General features: G+C 33.4%; 19 protein-coding genes. 11 read left to right on the top strand and 8 right to left on the bottom strand.

What is annotated here, in order from left to right; translation table 11 throughout:
- Positions 1 to 229: 229 nt before the first annotated feature.
- From KPL75_RS27370 to KPL75_RS03945, 5 genes are all read right to left on the bottom strand, one after another.
- Positions 230 to 364, bottom strand: a complete 135-nt coding sequence (locus KPL75_RS27370; RefSeq protein WP_258237011.1) for a hypothetical protein — start codon at positions 362 to 364, stop codon at positions 230 to 232.
- Complete coding sequence (locus tag KPL75_RS03960) at positions 361 to 1,473, bottom strand: response regulator aspartate phosphatase (RefSeq protein ID WP_219919487.1); 1,113 nt, start codon at positions 1,471 to 1,473, stop codon at positions 361 to 363. Before KPL75_RS03960 ends, KPL75_RS27370 begins: the two co-directional genes overlap by 4 nt.
- 308 nt (positions 1,474 to 1,781) lie before the next feature.
- A complete protein-coding gene (locus tag KPL75_RS03955) occupies positions 1,782 to 3,248 on the bottom strand; it encodes a protein adenylyltransferase SelO (protein ID WP_219919486.1) in 1,467 nt (488 codons plus the stop codon).
- Between the two features lie 188 nt (positions 3,249 to 3,436).
- Positions 3,437 to 4,435 carry an NADP-dependent oxidoreductase gene (locus KPL75_RS03950; RefSeq protein ID WP_219919485.1) on the bottom strand — a complete coding sequence of 333 codons (999 nt, stop codon included), beginning with the start codon at positions 4,433 to 4,435 and terminating at the stop codon, positions 3,437 to 3,439.
- An 18-nt stretch (positions 4,436 to 4,453) separates the two neighbouring features.
- A complete protein-coding gene (locus KPL75_RS03945; protein WP_219919484.1) occupies positions 4,454 to 4,798 on the bottom strand; it encodes an ArsR/SmtB family transcription factor in 345 nt (114 codons plus the stop codon).
- A 486-nt stretch (positions 4,799 to 5,284) separates the two neighbouring features.
- On the opposite strand from KPL75_RS03945, the gene KPL75_RS03940 reads away from it, so the two are divergent.
- Complete coding sequence (locus KPL75_RS03940) at positions 5,285 to 6,901, top strand: FAD-dependent oxidoreductase (RefSeq protein WP_219919483.1); 1,617 nt, start codon at positions 5,285 to 5,287, stop codon at positions 6,899 to 6,901.
- On the opposite strand, the gene KPL75_RS03935 is transcribed toward KPL75_RS03940, so the two are convergent.
- Entirely contained in the window at positions 6,898 to 7,050 is a 153-nt protein-coding gene (locus tag KPL75_RS03935; RefSeq protein ID WP_219921184.1) for a hypothetical protein, read from the bottom strand. The genes KPL75_RS03940 and KPL75_RS03935 overlap by 4 nt on opposite strands.
- Before the next feature lie 267 nt (positions 7,051 to 7,317).
- Here KPL75_RS03935 and KPL75_RS03930 point away from each other — a divergent pair, with 267 nt between their 5' ends.
- From KPL75_RS03930 to KPL75_RS03895, 8 genes are all read left to right on the top strand, one after another.
- Positions 7,318 to 8,445, top strand: a complete 1,128-nt coding sequence (locus tag KPL75_RS03930) for a serine hydrolase domain-containing protein (protein ID WP_219919482.1) — start codon at positions 7,318 to 7,320, stop codon at positions 8,443 to 8,445.
- A gap of 285 nt (positions 8,446 to 8,730) precedes the next feature.
- Positions 8,731 to 9,888: an agmatine deiminase family protein gene (locus tag KPL75_RS03925; RefSeq protein ID WP_219919481.1), complete on the top strand. Its 1,158-nt coding sequence runs from the start codon at positions 8,731 to 8,733 to the stop codon at positions 9,886 to 9,888.
- Positions 9,889 to 10,061: 173 nt separating this feature from the next.
- Positions 10,062 to 10,481 (top strand): phosphate-starvation-inducible protein PsiE, encoded by a 420-nt coding sequence (gene psiE / locus KPL75_RS03920; RefSeq protein ID WP_219919480.1) that lies wholly within the window; start codon positions 10,062 to 10,064, stop codon positions 10,479 to 10,481.
- Positions 10,482 to 10,670: 189 nt separating this feature from the next.
- Positions 10,671 to 11,603 (top strand): bestrophin family protein, encoded by a 933-nt coding sequence (locus KPL75_RS03915; protein ID WP_219919479.1) that lies wholly within the window; start codon positions 10,671 to 10,673, stop codon positions 11,601 to 11,603.
- A gap of 229 nt (positions 11,604 to 11,832) precedes the next feature.
- The gene (locus KPL75_RS03910; protein WP_219919478.1) at positions 11,833 to 12,810 is read left to right on the top strand and encodes an agmatine deiminase family protein; all 978 of its coding nucleotides are present in this window, start codon (positions 11,833 to 11,835) and stop codon (positions 12,808 to 12,810) included.
- Positions 12,811 to 12,852: 42 nt separating this feature from the next.
- Positions 12,853 to 13,674, top strand: coding sequence for a MerR family transcriptional regulator (locus tag KPL75_RS03905; protein WP_219919477.1), 822 nt, complete (start codon positions 12,853 to 12,855; stop codon positions 13,672 to 13,674).
- 81 nt (positions 13,675 to 13,755) lie between these two features.
- Complete coding sequence (locus KPL75_RS03900; RefSeq protein WP_219919476.1) at positions 13,756 to 15,498, top strand: amidohydrolase; 1,743 nt, start codon at positions 13,756 to 13,758, stop codon at positions 15,496 to 15,498.
- 108 nt (positions 15,499 to 15,606) lie between these two features.
- A complete protein-coding gene (locus tag KPL75_RS03895) occupies positions 15,607 to 16,653 on the top strand; it encodes an agmatine deiminase family protein (RefSeq protein WP_219919475.1) in 1,047 nt (348 codons plus the stop codon).
- Positions 16,654 to 16,703: 50 nt separating this feature from the next.
- On the opposite strand, the gene pepF is transcribed toward KPL75_RS03895, so the two are convergent.
- Positions 16,704 to 18,491 (bottom strand): oligoendopeptidase F, encoded by a 1,788-nt coding sequence (gene pepF / locus KPL75_RS03890; RefSeq protein WP_219919474.1) that lies wholly within the window; start codon positions 18,489 to 18,491, stop codon positions 16,704 to 16,706.
- A 98-nt stretch (positions 18,492 to 18,589) separates the two neighbouring features.
- On the bottom strand, positions 18,590 to 19,381 hold the full coding sequence (locus tag KPL75_RS03885; RefSeq protein WP_219919473.1) for an arylamine N-acetyltransferase family protein: 792 nt from the start codon (positions 19,379 to 19,381) through the stop codon (positions 18,590 to 18,592).
- 217 nt (positions 19,382 to 19,598) lie between these two features.
- Here KPL75_RS03885 and amyS point away from each other — a divergent pair, with 217 nt between their 5' ends.
- Together amyS and KPL75_RS03875 are read left to right on the top strand one after the other, a co-directional pair.
- Positions 19,599 to 21,140, top strand: a complete 1,542-nt coding sequence (gene amyS, locus KPL75_RS03880; RefSeq protein ID WP_219919472.1) for an alpha-amylase — start codon at positions 19,599 to 19,601, stop codon at positions 21,138 to 21,140.
- A gap of 530 nt (positions 21,141 to 21,670) precedes the next feature.
- Complete coding sequence (locus KPL75_RS03875) at positions 21,671 to 23,572, top strand: endonuclease MutS2 (protein ID WP_219919471.1); 1,902 nt, start codon at positions 21,671 to 21,673, stop codon at positions 23,570 to 23,572.
- The last annotated feature ends 1 nt before the right edge of the window (position 23,573 follow it).

The following is a 23,573-nucleotide window of genomic DNA, read 5'->3' as shown; positions in this document are numbered from 1 at the left end:
AAAGGAAATGGGTTTAAATTGATGTTTGAAAACTTATAAAATCAATGAGTTGGAAAATATTAAAGTAGTGAGGACTAATGTTTAATAATATGAGGATTGAGTCTTTTAGTCAAAACATTTGGAGATAAATGTTATTAAATTTACTAGCACTAAAAAAGAAAGTCGTGTGTATATGACTTTCTTTTTTAGTGGAAATTTCAAAAAAAATTCACATGAAAGCTCATAAAAATCAACCGCCACCGTCACCTTCTGATAACATAACTTTAAGTATCTCAGAAGGGTTAGATGAAGTGTCATTTACTACATTAGCTGTTAAAGTTAATAGAGTGATAATTCCCATCAGACTTAATATTATTTTTTTCATTTTAATGCTCCTTTCTCAAAAGATTGTTGCCTTGCTTGTAATGCTAAATGAAAATAGTTACTTGCTTTAGAATGTTGATTTTCTTCATGAAATTTAGTTGCTAGAGCTTCATAATATTCTTGAACATTATCGTATAGTTTTTCGCTTTTAAAATAGGTAATTCCTGCTAGAGTTATTTTTTCGAATTCTTCGGCAGGTGAATTATTGTTCATTTCTCTTAAAATAAAATTACGATGTTGATATTCTTTCTGTTCCAATTCATTACAAATATTTATTCCTTTTTCAATTAGGTCATGAGCAGCGGCAGTCTGTTTTAGTTTGTAATGCTCTTTTGCTTTAACATAGATGGCCTTATAATGATTTGGAGATTTTTCAACAACTTCTGAAAGATAACGAATGGCTAAAACGGAGAGGTTTTGTGTTGCATACATCCACCCTAAGTTGTGTCGAACCATTAAAATAAATCTTTTTTCACAGATTTTTTGAAATTGATCCATTGCAGCTGTAAAGTGTTCTTCGGCTAGTTCCCATTCTTTTAAATATGTACAGGCTAGGCCTAAAATATTGTCACAAAAAGCCATGTTGATTTCATACCCAGAGTGATTAGAAAACATATCTTTAGCTTTTGTTACTTCTTTGATAGCTTGAAGTGCTTGTTGATTATCATAGTAAGAATATCCTAGTTTATAGTAGAATTCCGCCTTTTCAAGTTCATCGGGAATATATTGAAGTAAAGACTCGGCTTTATAATAATGTTCTTTTGCTAGTAGATAGTTTCCAACTGCGTCAGAATGAATTGCTTTAAAGAAATGGTAGTAATAGGATAAAAAATTATTTGTTGGGATTTCAAATGATTCAATTTTATTAAAACTTGCTTTAGATACACCTAAGTTATCAATTAAGTAGTTATATCGGAAGTTTAATAAAGAATAATAAAGTAATAGATTTTGATCTTGTACAATATCTTGAGAATTAGTTTTTAATGTATTAATTTTAATATCTAGTTGCTCTTTGAGATGAGTTGCGTTATCTATATGCCTAGATCGTATTTCAATGTACCATTCATTTAATAGTTGTGTGATTTGTTCACTTTTAGTGGGTGTAAACATAAAGGTTCCTCCTTTTTTGAATATTCTTATAAAATATAATAACAGAAATGATATTACTTGAAAGTGGAAATATTATTTCTCAACATTTGTTGAGTATGTTTATTGTTAAACCTATTGGAATAGAGTGAGTTGTTTATATTATTTTTTGAAAAAATAAAAAAAGATAAGTGGAAAAATTTATTATTAAATAGAAAAGGTATTTTGTTAGGGATACCTATTATATGTTGGAGTATAAGCCCTTCCTAATTAAGCAGCACACAAAAAAATGTGCCTTCAATAATTGAAAGCACATTAAAAATATTAAACAATCACGTCCCACAAAAAGTACGATAAGGACGATTCGTCGGCACAGGTGGAACGCAGTATTCGTCTTGCTCTGTAGAATACGCATAAGGATTTGATAAAGCTTCAAGAAGTTTATCCATTACGCTATAGTCTCCATCTTTAACAGCTGCTTCTAGTGCTTCTTCTACTTTGTGGTTTCTAGGGATGATTACTGGGTTGTTATTTTTCATTAATTTGTATGCATCATCTTTCGATTCTTTTTGTCTTTCTAACCGAGATTGCCATAGCTCGTACCATTCTTTAAATTCGGGACTTTCAAATAAAGGTGCATTTTCTAATGTAGTGTCAGTTAATGAACGGAATGTATTTGTGTAATCTGCTTTATATTTTTCCATTGCTTTTAAAAGTTTCTCAATAAGGGATTGATCTTGCTCTTCATTGCTAAATAGTCCTAATTTCTTCTTCATTCCGAGGAACCAATTGTTTTCGTACTGCACGCTAAACTTTGAAATTTCATCTTGTGCAATCTTTAGCGCTGCTTCTTCATCTTCGTGTAGAATCGGCATTAAAGATTCAGCTAATCGTGCAAGGTCCCATGCAGCCATATAGGGCTGATTTCCATATGCGTAGCGGCCTTTTACATCAATAGAGCTAAATACTGTTCCTTGGTCATAACTATCCATAAAGGCACAAGGACCGTAATCAATCGTTTCACCGCTAATCGTTATATTGTCAGTATTCATTACGCCGTGAATGAAGCCGACGATTTGCCATTTGGCGATGAGGCTGGCTTGTTTCTTAATAACTTCTTGTAGTAATGAAACGTATGGATTTTCAGTAGATTCAATTTCTGGATAATGTCTTTTTATCGTATAGTCAGCTAACGCTTTGAGATCCTCGATTGAGCCGCGAGCTGCAGCGTATTGGAATGTTCCAACGCGTATATGACTGCTTGCAATCCTTGTTAAAATAGCTCCAGGTAGCTTTGTTTCGCGATAGATTGGTTCGCCCGTTAAGACTACTGCTAAACTGCGAGTAGTTGGAATATCAAGCGCGTACATCGCTTCGCTAATAATATATTCACGTAGCATCGGACCGAGTGCAGCGCGGCCATCACCACGGCGCGAATATGGAGTTGGACCGGAACCTTTCAATTGAATATCAAACCGTTCGCCTGAAGGAGTAATTTGTTCTCCAATTAAAAGGGCACGACCATCTCCTAACATGTTGAAGTGACCAAATTGGTGCCCAGCATACGCCTGAGCTAGTGGATGAGCTCCTTCTGGGATTGCGTTACCAGCTAAAATGGCAACTTCGGCTTCCTTTTTTAATTCCTCAGGATTAAAGCCAAGAGATATTGCTAAAGAATTATTTAGTTTAATTAACTCTGGTGAGTGTACAGGAGTTGGGGGGATTTCTGTATAAAATGATTGTGGTAAAGTCGTATAACTATTATCTAAATTCCAAACAGCTTCATTATTTTTAGCCATTTGATCTCCTCCTTTTTGTATTTTTAATTATGTATTTGTACATATGTATTCTTTGTAAAGTTAACTAAAAGTATAATGTATTATTTCCCCTTGCAATCTATTGTAAGGACTTCATTGCATTGTGTCTATTTAACAGCGAATGCAAAAACCCCATTTTTGAAAAGATTCATTAAAATGGAGTTTTGTTATTATTTAATTTTTACAATTATTTTTCCTTTTGCTCTTCCGGACTCTGAATATTCCATTGCTTTTTGAGCATCTTCAAAAGGAAAAACTCGATCAATTATAGGTTTGATTTTTCCAGATTCAATATAGTTTGCAATAATACGTAATTGATCCCCACTTGGTTTCATAAACAAAAACGAATATTGAGCAGTATGCTTTTTTTCAAGTGCAGTAAGTTTTTTGCTTGATAATGAAAATAAGAGTGTTTTGAAAAATCCTGAACTAAATTCTTTACCGAATCGAGCATTCGGCATTCCTGAAATGGAAACAATTTTTCCGCCGCTTTTTATAATATCGAATGATTTTTCAAGTGTTGTACCGCCAAGTGTATCAAATACCGCATCATAATTTTTCAGTATATCTTCAAATTTTTCTGTTTTGTAATTAATAATTTCATCTGCGCCAAGAGACTTTACTAAATTTTCACCAGCTTCACTAGCAGTTGTTGCAACAGTGGCACCCATTATTTTTGCTAACTGAATTGCGAAAGTACCAACACCGCCGGATCCAGCGTGAATCAAAATCTTTTGTCCTTTTTGTAATTGCATGATGTCATGTAATGCTTGATATGATGTTAAGCCAACGAGTGGAATCGACGCCGCTTCCTCAAAACTTAAATTATTAGGTTTTAAGGCTATATCATCTTCATGAATGGCTATATATTCCGTAAAAGTACCAATCTTATTTTTTCTTGGACGTGCATATATTTCATCACCAACTTTAAATTGAGTCACCTTTGTTCCGACTTTTACAATGACACCAGAAAAGTCATTACCAAGAATAAGGGGCATTTTATATTTAAGTAACAACTTCACTTTTCCATCGCGTATTTTAAAATCAATTGGGTTAATGCTAGCTGCATGAATTTCTGCGAGCACCTCATACTCATTTATTTCAGGTGTGGGCATCTCAGTCATACGCATTGGAACTTTCCCATACTTATCAATCACCATTGCTCTCATTTCTTATACCTCCAAATTTCAATAAAAGTTTTGCAGTAGCTTCTCAATATCTAATACAAGATTTTTTAATAATCCTAATTTTGTACGTATGTCAATATAATAAAAGTTCTTTGTACCTTCTTTACGCATTAAAATAATACCAGCTTCTCGTAAAATCTTAAGGTGATGTGATACTGCTGGTCGAGAAAGGTGTGTTTGTTTCGTAATTTCTCCTACACGTAATCCGGTTTGACATTCCGTTTCCATGAGAACTAACAAAATAGCTTGCCTTGTTTCATCGCCAATTGCCAATAATACTTTTTGGGAATCAATAAAATCTTTTTTTATAACATTTAATTGTTCTTGTTTATTCATTTCAATCACTTTACCTCCAATAAATTAGTCGAAAGGTTTAAAATGATGAACCATTACATCGATACGGTAATGCTACATGATTGTTGTATGAGCTGCAATATTGGGAAAGAAAATCGAGACGAATGAAATTTTATGTGTTGAAAATGATAGGGGGATAGAAAAGGATTTTATATTTTATAATACGTTGTTTACAGATGAGAAAGGTTAAGTCATTGACCAAAAAATTAAGCGGTTGTAACCCTGTATAATTTATAGGGTTACAACCGCTTATAATGTTTTTATTATTTTGGTGTCTACTAAAGTGAGTTCTTTAATTTTACTCTTTCATACACGCATAATTCAAGCGGATTATAGATGTATGAAAAAGTAAAAGTAATTTGGGGCGTAATCTATTTATATGATAATTCAAAATGAAATATAAGTCTATATTTTTGTTGATTTTTTGATTATATTTATGTCACTGAGCTCAGAAGAACAAATGTGGAGGGAAAATATATGAAATCAAAACATGTACCAGTTTTAATTGTTGGAGGGGGATTATCAGGATTAGCGTCTGCGTTATTTCTTGGAAAACAGAACATTGAGTACTTACTTATTGAAAGGCATCCGTCTACTGCGATTCATCCGAAAGCGGGTGGAATTACATTTCGCACAATGGAATTATTTCGAGAATTAGGTCTAGAAAAACGAATTAGATTAGCTGGTAAAGCATTAGAGGATTGTCGCGGGAGAATTGCGGTTCAAACAATAGCTGAGGTAAAAAATGAAGAGTTGGAACAAATAAGGGCGGCACAGTATGAAAATAATGAAAAGTTAGTTCGTGAAGTGGAAGAGATTAGCCCATCAAAACAAACTGCTTGTTATCAAATTACTTTAGAAGAGATGATGTTACAATACGCGCAAAAGTTAGGCGGAAATCTATCTTTTAATCATGAACTGGTTTCTTATGAGCAAAATGAGAACGGAGTAATAGCAACGATTCGAAATCGTGAAACGAAAGAAGAGAGCATGATTCATTGTGATTATGTAATTGCAGCGGATGGGGCGAAAAGTAACATACGTGAAGAGTTAGGGATTTTAACCGAGGGCCGTGGCACAATCGGTGGTTATTATATGAACATATATTTTGAAGCAGATTTAAGTGAATGTATTAAAGGAGACGCATTCGGTTTTACTATGATACGACATCCAAAAGTAATTGGTGCGCTTATTCCAGTCGATAACGAAAGTAAATGGATTTATCATGTAGCTTATGATCCAGTAAAAGGGGAGCGACCAGAGGATTTCTCTATAGAACGCTGTAAACAAATTATTCAAACTGCAATTGGAAGTACGGATATTAAGTCAGAAATATTAAGTGTTTTGCCATGGGAAGCGAGTGAAAGTACAGCGGTGAAATTTCAGGAAAATCGCATCTTTTTAGTTGGTGACTCGGCACATATTATGCCGCCAACAGGAGGATTTGGTTCAAATACAGGGATACAAGATGCACATAATTTAGCTTGGAAATTAGCGGCTGTTATAAAAGGGAAAGCAAATCCCAAATTATTAGAAACGTATCATGAAGAGAGATATCCTGTTGCGAAATTAACGACGAACCATGCGAGTAGTATATTATTTCGTGCTGCGGGCAGAGAGGAAGGTAATTTGAGTAATATGGATAGTTTAGCTGTCACTGCTGGTTATCAGTATTGCTCAGAAGCAATTATAGACGAATGTAACACTCCGCATAGTATGGATGTAGTAGATTTGAAGGGACGACCGGGAACGCGTGCACCACATTTTTGGGGAACTTATGAAGAAAATGAAGTTTCTATACTTGATCTATTTGGTAGCAACTTTGTATTACTTACTGGGACAGAGCCAAGTGCTTGGGCTGAAGCAGTACATGTTGTTTCATCCCGATTAGGAGTAAAGATGAAAGTTTATCAGGTTGGTTTAACTGGTGATTTCATCGATCAAGGTAACTCTTTTAGAAAATTATACGGGATAGAAAATGGAGGAGCGGTAGTAATAAGGCCAGATGGATTTATAGGATGGCGTACGGAAAACGAGGCCTTAAAGCCGAACGTATTACTTGAAGACGTAATGAAGCATTTATTGTGTAATTAAATAAGAAGCACCGCTTGTATTTCAGCGTCATTTCCTTTTAAAAACGTAATCTGTTTTTTGTAATATTCAATTATAACCATGTTATTTTTTGTTACCTGATAATGAAATATCAAATCATCTAAACGATTGCGTTTATCAGTCTTTTTCAAATTAACAACTCCATTCTTGTTAATGTGTAGCGAATGTTACATAAGAAATTGAAATTCAAGTTGGATGCATCCGATTGTAAGGTGGAAATTTTACAAAAAAGAAATACAATAGAGAGTAGTCAAAATTTGAGTGTAAGAAAAAGGAATCTAGTGTAATATGATGAATGATAGATAAATTATAAAATGTTTGAAAATTAATAGATATAGCATAAGAATAGAATGGAATAGAATAGTATAAAGTGAAATTGGATAAAAGAGGGTTCCTATATGTTTAAGAAATGGTTAATCGTTTTCTTTGTTTTTGCTATTTTTTGTGGGAGTGTCGCTGCACTCATACATGCAAATAAAGAAAAGAAATACAGTTTGAAGGCATTTTCGAATTTTGAGGATAAGGTTGGAAATGATAAACCGAAAGTTGATGCAAATCAGCAAAAACGTTATGATATTGCAGCAACGAAACTCGATCAATATTTAAAAGATAAAGGATTTAACGGAACGGTTCTCGTAACAGATAAAAATAATGTAGTTTTACGAAAAGGCTACGGGTATGCGAATGTGAAAGATCAAGTATTAACAACGCCAAGAACGAAATATCGAATTGGTTCTATTACGAAAACAGTCGTTGCAATATCTATCATGCAACTAAGAGAAAAAGGGAAATTGAATATTGAAGACAATGTAAATAAGTATATTCCATCGTTTCCGGCAGATAAAAATATTACGTTACGAAATTTATTAACACATACGTCCGGGTTACCAGATCAGGGACAAGGTAGTGTTGATGCGGCGTCACGTTTAAAGTTAGTAACATGGATTGGAGCGCAAAAGTTGCAATTTCCTGCAGGAACAGGATGGAAATATACAGATTATAATTATATGGTACTTGCGTATATTGTAGAAAAGTTATCGAATAAAACGCTGGCTGAATATGTGAAAGAAAATATTTTTACTCCTGTTGGAATGCATGAATCTGGGATGGGGGCAACTTTTCCTGGAGATATGTTTTTAGCAGAAGGATATACGAAAAAAGATAATGAGTTAGTAGTTACGCCTCGTTTAAGAATGAATTGGCTATATGGTTGTGGTGAAATGTACACTACAGTTGATGATATGAGAAGGTTAGATGAGGCAATTATGGATGGGAAGCTGCTTTCTAAACAAAATTTATCAGATATGTTTACTGTATCACCCGCTAGAAAGTATGGATTTAGTTTCTATATTTACCCAGATTATTATCATAATCATGGTGTATTAGCTGGTTGGAACACATTTAATAATTTTAATTGGGATAAACGAACTTTTGTAATTCTTTTCTCTAACGTACAAAATGGAATGAACGATGCATTTAATCAAGAGTTTAGAAAGATGGTGAAAGATTTAATAGAAGGAAAATAATTATTTGAAAATCGGTATTGATATAAAATTATCAATACCGATTTTTTTATTTAGTGAACAAGCAGGTATGAGAGGGGATTAATATTAGAATAAATTTATGAAGGAAGTTAAATGATATTAATGTTAAATATAGGAAATGTATTTTGTGAATGTCATCTATTTGTATTGAAATTATGTGATTATCATGCGGAAGAATAATTGGTAATTTTTACATTGATGAAAAAGCTTGAGCTTCACACTATGTTAAGCCTTACATTATTGGAGACATGAACAGGAGGTTGAAAAATGAAAAAAATAGTAAAGTTTTGTTTAATAGCTACATTATCTACAACGATTATTAGTGGGTGTTCTTTTGAAGGAGGTAATGAAAATGCAAAAGGGAAAGAGAGTGAAAAGGTAGAGGAACAGAAAAAAGTTGGAAAATATACGATGCCGGATGAAAAAGATAAACATGAAGGTACATGGCTACAATGGCCACATGAATACACATATGGTCAAGAGTATAAGCAGGAAGTTGAACCTATTTGGATTAAGATGGCAAGTGCTTTAACTGAGGGTGAAAAAGTCCACATTGTTGCATACGATGAGGAGGAGAAAGAGCGAATCAATAAGCTTTTAATAGATAAAGGGCTAAATATGGAGAAAATTGATTTCTTTATCGCTCCTACTGATGATGTATGGGCAAGAGATAGTGGACCAATTTTTGTTTATGACAATAATAAAAATCTAAAAATATTAGATCCAGCATTTAATGGTTGGGGGAAGAAAACTCCTTATAAAAATGATGCCCGTGTACGTGAGAATGTTAGTAAACAATTAGGGATTGAAAGAATTGATTGGGGGAAATTCGTCCTTGAAGGTGGCGCAATTGAATTAGACAGTAATGGGACTGCTTTATTAACTCGAAGTGCAGTAACGAATAAAAATAGAAATCCTGATTTATCAGAAAAGGAAATTGAAAAATATATAAGTGACCTTGGGGTGACAAACTTTATTTGGTTAGACGGAGTGCCTAATTTAGATATTACGGATTTTCATATTGATGGATTTGCTAAATTCCATGATAAATCTACCATTGTAACGATGAAAGAAGATGACTTGGCGGAATGGGGCTTGTCAAACAAAGATATGGATAAATTGTTAGATGCAAAAAATGCTTCAGGAAAGAAATATAAGTATGAATACTTACCGCTTAGTAAAGATAAAGTTACTTTAGAAGGTGGAAAAACTCTCGATTATAAGGGGTCGTATATCAATTATTATATTGGGAATAAAGTGGTATTGGTTCCTAATTATAATGATCCAAATGATAAAATTGCAAACGATACGATTCAGAAGTTATACCCAGATCGCAAAGTAGTGGGAATTGACGTGAGAGAACTTTATAAAAATGGCGGAATGATTCATTGTGTTACACAGCAACAACCCATTCAATTGAAGTAATCGATTATAGTTTCGCTATGTTGCTTTATAGGCAAAATAGGTGAAATGCTATCACCTATTTTGTCTTGTTTTGACATCTGTAATAAGAGTTAAGTGTAAAATTATTATGTAATGATAATTAAATATAAATATATTGTCAGTATTGTTTTATATGGAAAAGGAGAAAAATGTTTGTGTTAAAGAATATAAAAAGAGTTTTTTCGTTGTTCCCTATCGTTCTACAGTACATTTTAAATGTTGCTTTGATCTGTTTGGGAATTGTTTTAAGTGTGTTTCTGATGAAAGAAGTTATTCAATTTATACAAGAACTTAAATTCGATAGTGAGGAATCTAGTTATCATTTGATTGATAGTATCGTCGTATTCTTTTTATATTTTGAATTCATCGTAATGATTATAAAGTATTTTCAAATGAACTTTCATTTTCCATTACGTTATTTTATATATATAGGTATTACGGCTATTGTTCGTCTGATTATTATAGACCATGATAGTCCAATGGATTCATTGTTATATGCTTGCGCGATTCTTGTATTAATTAGTGCTTTATTCATTGCAAATTCTAGAATAATGCGTCGTGATTTAGAAGAGTGAACATTTGTTGTTTAAATCAAAAAAGATGTTTTATCTTTTGGTAAAAAGGAGTAACGGTATTGAAAGAAATAATCTTAACCAGTTTCATAATAATAGGGTTTATGATTCTACTATTTAATTGTATCCTTTCATAATTTTTAAGATGAAAGAAAGTGTACAATAGTAGCCAAGAAAGAGGTTTTGGTAAATATGGTTCATTACAATAATCAAAATAGTTTACATCAAATATTTACATTAAAGGGAACAGTTATAAGAGATATTTTTCCGCAAATTTTATTATATATATGCGTTTCAACGGTAGTAACTGTGATTAATTATTATTATGTAGCAATAAAAATGAATCAAACTCCTTGGGTAATTGTTGGAGGGGCTTTAGGTCTACTGTTAGTTTTTCGTACTAACACTGCTTATGATAGGTATTGGGAAGGTAGAAAGTTATTTGGTACGATTGTTGCTTGTACTAGAAATTTAGCAGTTAGTTTTTTATGTTATTGGGAGCCCGAAGGGAAAAAGACGGATCAGGAAAAACTAAAATTTTTACATCTATTAATTGCTTTTCCAAAGATAGCGAAAGGACATTTGAGAGATGAAAAAGATTTATCTGAAATAAAAGCATTGTTTGATATTTGTTCTGAGAAGGAAAGGGAAATGTTGACGGAGTCTATTCATTTACCGATTAGTATAGTTTTTATGTTAAAAACTATACTATCAAAAGGTTTGAAAACGGGTCAAATTCATCCAAATGCAATAATTAATATGGAAGCTGATTTGAATACCCTGCTTACGGCTGTGGGTGGATGTGATCGGATTAAAACAACGCCTATTCCTTTTGCATATTTTGCTCATATTAAAATTTTACTGCTCATATTTTGCGGGACTTTATCGATTGGTCTTGTTGATAGCCTTGGATGGTTTACGGTACTTGCAACTACGTTTATAAGTTTTGCATTTATAGGAATTGAAGCAATAGGGGTTGAAATTGAGGATCCATTTGGTCAAGATCCAAACGATCTTCCGCTTGAAGCAATTTGTATAGGGGTAGAAACGAATTTAGTGAATTTATATAATCAAAACGCCCTATTAGAAGTCATGGATTTGAATCTTGATAAAAAAATCATCTAATCCTTCATTGTGTACGACGATTGAAATTTTAAAATCTTGTCAAGAGTCAGTTTACGGCTTAACGACGGCTTTATATTTTTTATATAAATATATAATATTTCTCCGTGCTATAATCCGTTCATGAAATGTGCACGTTTCAAAAATTGTAATGAAAAGAGAAATGAATTGGGGAATAGTTGGCTTATTGAAAACAGTTATTCAATCATTATTAAAAAGTGAGGTAAATAATATGGAACAACAACATAATGGAATTATTTTTACTGCAATACCAGACGAATCGAATGAATATTATCAACCATTTTATGAAGACATTATTTATTTTAATGAATACTTAAATGAAAATAAAGCATTTACCGATCAACTTATATCTTTATCTGTTGAAGAGCAAGACTTTCATACAAGCTTTTTTGAGTATGATGATATTTGGCTAAGAGATGTTGCACCAGTTGTAACAAATCATCTAGTTAAATTTAAATATCAACCAAATTACTTACCGAAAGATCAAGGACGATATTTAGATCAACAATTTAATAAATGGTTGAAAAAGAACGACTTTGAATATGTGACATCTCCATTGATATTAGACGGTGGAAATCTTATTTGGAATAAAAAGGATACCGTTATATTAACGGAACGCATATTTGATGATAATTATGATTGGACGGAAGAAGAAATTATAGAGCAACTGGAATGGGATTTAGATGTGAGTCGGGTTATTATTATTCCTGCTGAAGAAGGAGATGTACTTGCACACGCAGATGGAATGGTTAAATTTATTGATGAACATACAATGTTTATTAGTGATTTTTTAGGAGATCATGAATTTAGATATAATGTTCAAGAAATTATTCAAGAGCAAATGCCAGAAGCTGAATTTATAGTTGTTCCTTCATCATATACAGAGAAAGGGCAGTATGATCAAGAAATAGCATCGGCAAAAGGGTTATATATAAATATGTTAGAAACATGTGATACGATTTACATTCCTAAGTTTGGATTAGCTAAAGATGGGGAAGTTTTACGATATATTCAACAACATACTAAGAAACAAGCTATTCAAATTCATGTAGGAGAAATATCGACAATGGGAGGCGCGATGAATTGTTTAACGTGGTATTGTCCTAGTCATTTGTTACCTTCAAAAATGAAAAAGCTGAACGATCAGAATGAAGGTTCTTCAATCAGAAAAATATTTGATTGGTTTTAATAAATAAGTTTATATAAGAAAATATATTCAAGGGGTATTTATATGTATACAATTACTGAATTTTCACGGATTTGTAAAATGAGTACACGAATGCTAAGGCATTATGATAAAGAGGAGATATTAAAACCAGCATATGTGAATCCGGTAAATGGATATAGATATTATGAGCAAGGGCAGTTAGAAATAGCATTGAAAATTAAAAAGCTGAGGGAGTACAAGTTTCCTTTACCGAAAATTAAAGTCATTCTCCAGTCAGCAGATCAAAATTCATTTATTAAACATATGCAGGCGCAAATTATAGAGTTGTCTCATGAGGTGAAACAAAATTTACAGGTTATTTCTGAAATGAATGAAATGGTAAGTATGAACAATGGTCTTAATATTGCTCGTCATAGAAGTTACGATATATTAATTGGAATGAGAAATGAAATAACGGTAATTGCTCAAAGATTACAAATAGATATAGATGATATGGATGATTATTTTTATGACTTATATGAAAATGTACAAAAAAATAGCTTTCAAATAGTCGGTTCTCCATCCGTAGTTTTTTATGATAAAGAGTATATTCCAAATCACAGTGATATTGAATTAAGAATTCCGATTATGGATGATGACAATAAAGGTGTATTACAAGAGTGTGAAATAAAAAAGCTAAATGAGCATCAAATCGTTACTACTATGCATTATGGTAGTTATGACTATATAGGTTACGCTTATATAGCGTTAGAAGAATGGGTGGAAATAAATGGTTATGTAATAGACAATGCGCCATATGAGGTCTATATAAAGGGACCTGAATGTGATTGTTTAGTAGAGGAGTATGTGACACAAATTTGTTTTTTAGTTACGAAAATAGAATGAGAATAAGGATTGACATTAACATTATGTCAATCCTTATTCTATATACGAGAGCGATTTATCATAATAAAAAGGAGAAAGAATATGAAAAGAAAAATCTTACTTATTTGTCTGGTTCTTAGTATGGTATGGATTTCAGCGTGTACGCCTGAAGTAGGAGAAGGTGGGAATGGTAGCTCTGCTCTACCTAGTCAGTTGCCTAAAAATGTAGTGTTTAAAAATGGTACAATCTATACTTCTAATGAAAAGAAAGAAATGGCAGAAGCTGTAGAGATTAAAGATGGGAAAATCACTTTTGTCGGTTCAAATAAGGATGTAGAAGAGTTGATTAATAAAGATACGAAAGTGATAGATTTACAAGGACGTCAAATCCTTCCTGGTTTTGTGGACAATCATAATCATATTTTTGAAGCGAAATCACCAGCAGCGGGGAATTGTAGCGTTTCACCAGATGCTTCGCTGCAAGAACAACGCTCGTATTTAAAGGCTTGTAAAAAAGATGTAAAGACAGGGGAATGGGTAAGCGGAACTGGGTTTAGTTTGGAAGAGCTGTTAAAAGATATGGACGAAAAATCAGAACAGCAAACTCCATTACAAGTTCTTGATGAGTTATTTCCTAATAACCCAGTATTAATTATGGAAAGAACCTCTCATTCTGTATGGGTTAACTCGAAAGCATTGGAGTTGGCTGGTATAAATCAAGATACGAAAGATCCGCAAGGCGGAAGAATTATTCTGGATCCAGAAACAGGAGAACCGTTTGGTATTCTTTATGATACAGCTGGAGATATTGTGATGGAAAAAGCATGGAATTCCCAACCGAATCTGTTTGAAAAAAATTATGAAGGTTTGCTGGACGGCTTAGATGAAGTTGCGAAGAATGGTATTACTACAGTCGGTGATGGACGTCTCTATTGGAAACGAGGTTGGTTAGATGTTTGGAATAAAGTAAATGATGAGAAAAAGCTAACGTCGCGAGTAGTACTTCGTCCATGGGTGTATCCGAATTTAAATGAAGCAGAACAAATGGAGTATTTCCAAAAAATTAAGCGTGATGATCTGTCGTCCCGCATGCTCATCAATCAAGTGAAGATGTATAGTGATGGAATTAGTATTAATAGTACAGCTAAAACGCTTGAAAAATATAAATTTGAGTGGTTTAAAGGAACCCCGTATGGTTTGAACTATATTCCAGAAGAAAAAATGAAATGGTGGTTAACAGAACTTAATAAACTTGGTTACGGTGCACTCATTCACACAATTGGAGACGGCGGGGTAAGAGAGAGTTTAAATGCAATTGAAGCAGCGAAAAAAGAAGGGGCGAATCAGCCTTATACGCTCACGCACGTGGAGATGGTAGAAGATAGTGATATAAAACGTTTTGCTCATTTAGGGGTTAGTGCTGATTTTCAAGTAGGTCATGATTTTGCGGAAGATCCTAAACAAAGCTGGGCAAGTACGTATTTTACAGATCAGCAAATGAAACGAATTATGCCGTTAGGGAAAATTTGGGGAACGGGCGCGAATGTATCACTTAGTAGTGATTGGGATGTAAACGAACTGAATCCACTTGTGACAATTTCGAATGCATTAAGTATTGATGAGAAAGGCTTGTCTGATGTACATGCAGCTATCGATGCTTATACAATTAAGCCAGCTAAAGCATTAGGTCTTGATAATATTACTGGCTCGATTGAAGTAGGGAAATCAGCGGATATCGTAGTACTAAATGAGGATATTACTAAAATGAGTGTCGATAAGATTCCAAATGCGAAAGTTTTAATGACTGTTTTACAAGGGGAAGTAGTTTATCATAAGGAGAAATAGCGAGTGATCTTATAAAGTTTCCGCAAGTAAAATAAAGATATTTCTGTTGACCTTAACACGATGTCAAAGTTTAAACTGAACTTACATTCAAAGAAGGGGTGAACATGTATGATGAATATACAGAATAGTTTGTTTCATATGCCTGCTGAGTGGGAAAATCATGAGGGGACATGGCTTCAATGGCCTCATGATAGAACTCATAGAGGTGAAGGTTATAGAGCTAAGTTAGATGGTATTTGGGTAGCGATGGCTAAGGAGCTTCATTACGGAGAAAATGTGCATATAGTTGTATTTGATGAGGAAGAAAAAGTACATGTCCAATCGAAGTTAATGGAAGCGAAAGTGAATATGGATAAAATTGATTTCTTAATTCAAGAAACTGATGATATTTGGATAAGAGATAATGGACCGATCTTTGTCAAAGATAAGGAGGGGAGTCTCTACTTAACACACTGGATTTTTAATGGTTGGGGGGATAAATATCCGTATGAAAATGATGCTGTTATTCCGGCCGAAATAAGTGAAATGTATAGCATTCCAAAAGTTGAATCAAGTGTCTGTCTAGAAGGTGGAGGAATAGAGATAAACGGAAATGGAACCTTAATGGCGGCAAAAACTTCTATTATAAATGAAAATCGAAATCCCACACTAAGTCAGGAAGAGATTGAAATGGAGTTAACGAAGTATTTGGGAGTAACGAATTTCATATGGATAACTGGTATTCGCGGTGAGGATAATTATGATGAAGATACGGATTACCATATTGATGGGGCAGCGCGTTTTGTAAATGAAAATACGATTCTTTATGAATATGATCCTTTCGGGGAAGGAGAGGCGTACCTTTTGGATGCGCAAGAAAAGCATTATCAAGAATTGCGACAAGCGAGAAATATAGATGGAAATCCATTTCAACTCATCCCAGTACCGGTAACAAGAAGTGTTGTAAAAGAAGCAGACTGTAAGGGCTCATATCTGAACTTTTATATTGGAAATGAAGTTGTATTGGTTCCTATATATGGTGATGAACATGATAAGTTAGGACTTCAAATCATTGAAGGGCAGTTTCCAGGAAGAAGGATTGTTGGTATTCATGTAAATGCACTGTATGCGTATGGTGGTATGATTCATTGTGTGACGCAGCAACATTTAGAATAAAGTGATTCATATGAAAAAGCATGCAGAGTATATACTCTGCATGCTTTTTTCTATAATGCTGAAAACTCTTCAACAAGTTGAGTAAAGCGATTTAATGCACTTTCAATCGGTTCTGGCGTAGTTAAATCAACACCGGCTTTTTTCAGTAGGTTTAATGGATAGTCGGAACTTCCGCCTTTAAGGAATTCGATATAGTTTTTCTGTGCATTTGGATCACCGCTTAATAATTTATCGGCAATTTGAATGGCAGAGGCGAATCCAGTTGCGTATTTGTACACGTAAAATGGAAGATAGAAATGAGGGATTCTAGACCATCCATATTTTACTTCTTCATCAAATACAAGTGAATCACCGTTATATTCTCTAAATAGCTTTTCATAAATTTCGCTAAAGACTTGGGCGTTTAATGGTTTACCTTGCTGAGCCATTTCATGTGTGATTTTTTCAAACTCAGCAAACATGATTTGTGTAAAGAAAGTACCTTTAAAGCTCTCAATAAAGTGGTTAATTAAATGATTACGCACGTTCGTTTCTTTTGCTTCTTTTAATAAATAGTGAATTAATAACACTTCATTTACTGTAGAAGCGACTTCTGCAACAAAGATAGTATAGTGTGCAGAAATTCTTGGTTGGTATCCGTGTGAGTAATGCGTATGCATACCGTGACCGCATTCATGAGTAAGAGTGAAAAGGCTATTTAAATCATCATGATGATTTAAAAGAATGAAAGGATGAACACCGTATACACCAAAGTTATAAGCGCCAGAACGTTTTCCAGGTGTTTCTCTCACGTCTATATAGCGTTTATCTTTAAAGCTTTTTAATGTTTCAATATATTCTTCACCTAAAGGAGCGAGTGACGCGATCATTATATCAAACGCTTCGTCGTATGGAATGTCTTGTTTTACACCTTTTACTAAATCAACACTCAAGTCGTATTGTCGTAGTTCATCTACATTTAATTTTTCTTTTCTAAGCTCATTATATGTATGTAATGATTGAATGTTTTTTTTCGTCGTATCGATTAAATTTTCATATACTTCTTTCGGAACCATATCGCCAAATAATGATTTTTCTAAAGCTGATGGATATTTTCGTAGCTTTGAAACAGTAACATTATTTTTAATAGCCGCAGATAAAGTAGAAGCAATGGAGTTTTTTAACTGAACATACGGTTTGTAATAAGCTTTATAAGCTTCTTTACGTTTCTCACGATTCTCATCTTCTATTAACTTTGCATACATTCCGCGTGTTAAGTTTACTTTTTCTCCATCATCAGTCGTCACTTCACCAAAAATTATATCTGCATTATTTAACATACCAAATGTATGCTGCGGAGAGGAGAGTGCTTCACCCATTTGTGATAAAATCTCTTCTTGGTCTTTATTCAAAACGTGATTTTTATAACGATATAATTCGAATAAGTCTTCTTTATAATATTGTAAGCCTTCTGCTTCTTCTATGTAAGAATGTAATGTGTTTTCATCTATACTAAGTAAGAATGGAGAAAAGAAAGATTTAGCCGCACTTACTTTCACGTGTAATTGTGATACTTTATCGACAAGGGATTGGGCGTCAGTATCGCGTGTGTCAAGATCAGATTGTAATCGTGCATAAGCGAACATTAAAGATATTATGCTAGATATTTCTTCACCCTTTGTTAAATAGGCTAATAAACTATTGCCATCGTTAATATTTCCATTAAACTTGTGTAATTCATTCGTTAATACTTCAATTTTATGAAAATCGTTTTCCCAATCTTCAATTGTATGGTAAATATCCGTTAAATCCCATTTTTCTTTATCAGCTACTTGTAGTCGATCGTTAAGTTCTGTCATAATCATTTCCTTTCTAAATATGTAGTTATATTCCTATATAACTATGAAATACAACAAATTGCAAAAAATCCCTGCTGTAAATAGCAAAGATTAAACAGTTATAGTGTAATTCCGAACTTTGAATGTAAAAGATTTGTATATTGCTCGTCTGTAACTTCTTCTTTAGATTTTTTACCGTCTTTTGTTATTGTAAGACTATCTTTTGTTAAAGAAGCGTGTCCGTCATGTGTAAGTTTTACAATAAGAGGTACTTTGTTAAATGGTGAGCCCTCATGTTCAACAATGATTTTTTGTGCTGCATTCGCTTTCGTTTCATCCACTTCTTCTATATAAAATGCATAGCCTAACGTCCAATCATCAGCAGAAGATTGATCCAGAAACTCATTGTTTTTACGCATTTCTAAAATGTAATTTCCTTTTTCAGTTGTTTCTTTGCGAATACGATAATCTCCTGTTACTGAGTGAACGACTTCACCTGAGAAAGGAACAGGTGCAAGAGGTAAGTATGATCCGAATCCCACTTCAATTAAATAAAGTGCATGATGAAGTTTTAAAACAGTTGCGATATGTCCGGAATCGACAGCCCATATAGAGTTTGCAGCATTATAAACTGTCCCTGAAACTAAATAAACATCCAATCCAAAGTCTTTAAGAAAGTAATACATAGTAGGATTTAGTTCATAACAAAGACCGCCACGGTTGTTTACTAAAATTTTTTCTTTTAAATTCTCTTTTGATATTTCTTTAAAGTTATTTTCGAGAATATTTAAGTTTTCAAATGGAACAGTTTGCGCCATTCTATACATAATTTGAGATAAATCTTCAAATGATACGGTTTCTTTTTCTTCTATATGTAAACGTGCGAAAAATTGTTTTTGAAAGTCTGTCATAGAAATCCCTCCATCATACTTTTATAGATAAATTGTATACAATTTTGAATACGATGTGAATTTTAAACTATGTGGGGGTACTTGTGGAATAGTTGAATTCATATTTTGAAAAATAATGCGAGAGATTAAAAGATTGTTACTTTACTAACTGTAGAACGAATATTATAATAATTTTAACGAATTATGCAAACGTTTTCTTGAAGGGGATGGTGTAAATATGTTGAAAAGAATTACGGTAGTCTGTTTATTGTTTATTTTGCTTTTTCCTAATATATATGGGGGGAATAAGGCAGAAGCAGCAACGATAAATAATGGAACATTAATGCAGTATTTTGAGTGGTACGCTCCGAATGATGGGAATCATTGGAATCGTTTGCGTTCTGATGCTGAAAGTTTAGCTCATAAAGGAATCACATCTGTATGGATACCACCTGCATATAAAGGGACTTCGCAAAATGATGTAGGGTATGGGGCCTATGATTTATATGATTTGGGGGAGTTTAATCAAAAAGGAACGGTGCGGACGAAATATGGGACAAAAGCACAGTTGAAATCTGCAATTGACGCTTTACATAAGCAAAACATCGACGTATACGGTGATGTAGTTATGAATCATAAAGGTGGGGCTGATTATACTGAAACCGTAACAGCTGTTGAGGTAGACCGTAACAATCGAAATATTGAAGTATCAGGTGATTATGAAATTAGTGCATGGACGGGTTTTAATTTTCCAGGGCGCGGAGATGCTTATTCTAATTTCAAATGGAAATGGTATCATTTTGACGGAACGGATTGGGATGAAGGAAGGAAATTAAATCGAATTTATAAATTTAGGGGTATAGGTAAAGCGTGGGACTGGGAAGTGTCTAGCGAAAATGGAAATTATGATTATTTGATGTATGCAGATCTTGATTTTGATCATCCTGATGTTGCGAATGAGATGAAAAATTGGGGAACATGGTATGCGAATGAATTAAATTTAGATGGCTTTCGTTTAGATGCTGTTAAACATATTAATCATGAATATTTACGCGATTGGGTAAATCATGTCAGACAGCAAACGGGGAAAGAAATGTTTACGGTGGCTGAATATTGGCAAAATGATGTCCAGACTTTAAACAATTATTTGGCGAAAGTCAATTATAATCAATCTGTATTTGATGCACCGCTTCATTACAATTTTCATTATGCTTCAACAGGAAATGGGAATTATGATATGAGAAATATTTTAAATGGAACAGTAATGAAAAATCATCCTGCACTCGCAGTTACTCTCGTTGAGAATCATGATTCTCAACCTGGGCAGTCATTGGAATCTGTAGTAAGTCCGTGGTTTAAGCCGCTGGCATATGCATTTATTTTAACTCGTGCAGAGGGCTATCCTTCAGTTTTCTATGGTGATTACTATGGGACAAGCGGAAATAGTAGTTATGAAATTCCAGCGTTAAAAGATAAAATTGATCCAATTTTGACGGCACGAAAAAACTTTGCATATGGTACGCAGCGTGATTATTTAGACCATCCAGATGTGATTGGCTGGACAAGAGAAGGCGATGGTGTACATGCTAATTCTGGTTTAGCGGCATTAATCTCCGATGGACCAGGAGGATCAAAGTGGATGGATGTTGGAAAGAATAACGCTGGGGAAGTATGGTACGATATTACGGGTAATCAAACAAATACTGTAACAATTAATAAAGATGGATGGGGGCAATTCCATGTAAGTGGAGGCTCAGTTTCCATATATGTTCAGCAGTAAATTGGTGATGAAAAAGAAGAGGTAGACTGAAATATAAGTTTCCTCTTCTTTTTACATTCTGTATAGTTATAAAAGTATGGCACCTTTACTTCTTACAAAACATATAGTATGATAATTTCAGTAAATTAGATTTCAATGACCATAAAATATAAATTAATGAGAGGTGCTTTTTGTGAGTGCGGTAGGTACTAAATAGGAAAAATTTAATGAAATAAATCGGATAAGAACAGGGGATTTTTATGTACATCATACCCCTAACTTTGTCATGGATTTATTTCGATACCTATGAAGATACCTACAATACTTTATAAAGCGTGTAATAAGGGGATTGCCATCTGTTTTTATGGCTTATTTCCTCATATGTTATTACACATGCCTTGTAAATGTAAAAGCTGCGGTATCCCCCGCAGCTTTTTTGTATATATTTATGATGTATAAAAATGGTAATTGAATAATGTAGAACTCATTGGAATCTAATGAGTAGGTATCTTCATTAATGATGAAAACCAATCATAGTGAGGAGAAACAAAATGAATAAGATGACTTTTGAAAAGTTACAATATAACGAATTAATGGAAATAGTGAAATCATATTGTGTAAGTGGATTAGGTAAGGAATTATTAAATAAATTAGAGCCGAGTACGAGTATAAAAGTAGTAAGAAATCGCTTAAATGAAACGACAGAAGCACGAGCTATAGTAGATGCAGAAGGGCATGTTCCTTTCTTCGGAATTTCCAATATCGCTAGTACAATTCAAAAATTAGAAAAAGGGATGATTTTAGATCCAGAAGAGTTAGTGAGTGTTTCAGACTTTTTACGTGGATGTAGAAAGATTAAAAAATTTATGTTAGATAAAGAATTCTTTGCGCCAGTATTATCTTCGTATGCAAATTCAATGTCTGAATTTAAAAGTATCGAAGAAGAAATTAACTTTTCGATTAAAGGAAATAGCATTGATGCGGCGGCTAGTAAAGAGTTGAAACGAATTCGAAATAACATTGATTCTGCTGATGGAAAAATAAAAGAACGTTTAACGAAGTTTTTAAATAGTAGTGCAAATAAGAAGTATATTCAAGAATTCTTTATTAGTAAAAAGGATGATCGTTATACGATTCCAATCAAATCTACCTATAAAAATCAAGTTGCGGGAAGTATTGTTGAAGCTTCCGCTAAAGGTTCTACTGTATTTATAGAACCACATACGGTTACAAAGTTAAATGCGGAGCTCGCAAGTTTGAAAGCAGAAGAAGCGATGGAAGAGTATCAAATTTTAGCGACTTTATCAGGAATGGTATTAGAAAATATTTATCATATAAAAATTAATATGGAATTGATTAGTCAATATGATATGGTATTTGCGAAAGCGAAGTTTAGTAAATCAATCGATGGAATAGAGCCGAAATTAAATGATTATGGCTACATTCATTTAGTAAATTGTAAGCATCCGCTTTTAAGTGGGAAAGTAGTACCGTTAAACTTTGAAATCGGTCAAAACTACCGAAGTTTAATCATTACAGGACCAAATGCGGGCGGAAAAACAATTGTGCTAAAAACAATCGGATTGTTAACATTAGCGACAATGTCAGGCCTTCATATCGCTGGAGATAAAGAAACAGAAATTGCTATTTTTGAAAATGTGTTTGTAGATATTGGTGATAATCAAAGTATTGAAAACGCACTAAGCACATTTTCATCTCATATGAAAAATCTTTCTGAGATTATGAGGATGTCAAATAATAATACGTTACTACTATTTGACGAAATAGGAAGCGGTACAGAACCAAATGAAGGTGCTGCACTTGCGATTTCTATTTTAGAAGAGTTGTACCTTATGGGATGTATTACAGTTGCGAGTACGCATTACGGAGAAATTAAACGATTCTCAGAAATGCATGATGATTTTATGAATGCAGCAATGCAATTTAATAGTGAAACACTAGAGCCACTTTATAAATTAGTGATCGGTAAATCAGGTGAAAGTAATGCACTTTGGATTGCGAATAAAATGAATGTGAGAGAACATGTACTGCAAAGAGCGAAAGAGTATATGGGAAATAAAGAATACGCTATAGAAAAAGTAAATGAAAGTAAAATTAGAAAACCGAAAATGGTGCAAGAAAAAAGAGAAAATGACTATGAATATAAAATCGGCGACCGTGTGAATTTGTTAGATCATAACGATTTCGGGATTGTATATAAGGAAAAAGATAATTTCTATAATGTCGTTGTATATTATAACGGTGAATTTGTTGAAGTGAATGTGAAACGTATTACTTTAGAGGTAGCGGCGAAAGAATTATACCCAGAAGGATATGATTTAAATACACTATTTGTTGATTATAAAGAAAGAAAAATGCAACACGATATGGAGCGCGGATCGAAAAAAGCGCTTCGTAAAATTGAAAAAGAAATAAGAAAGAATAGAGGGTAAT

The sequence above is a fragment of the Bacillus sp. NP247 genome (assembly GCF_018966865.1).
Taxonomy (GTDB): Bacteria; Bacillota; Bacilli; order Bacillales; family Bacillaceae_G; genus Bacillus_A.
The sequence above is the reverse complement of the archived record's forward strand: the minus strand, read 5'-3'. Positions and strand labels throughout refer to the sequence as shown.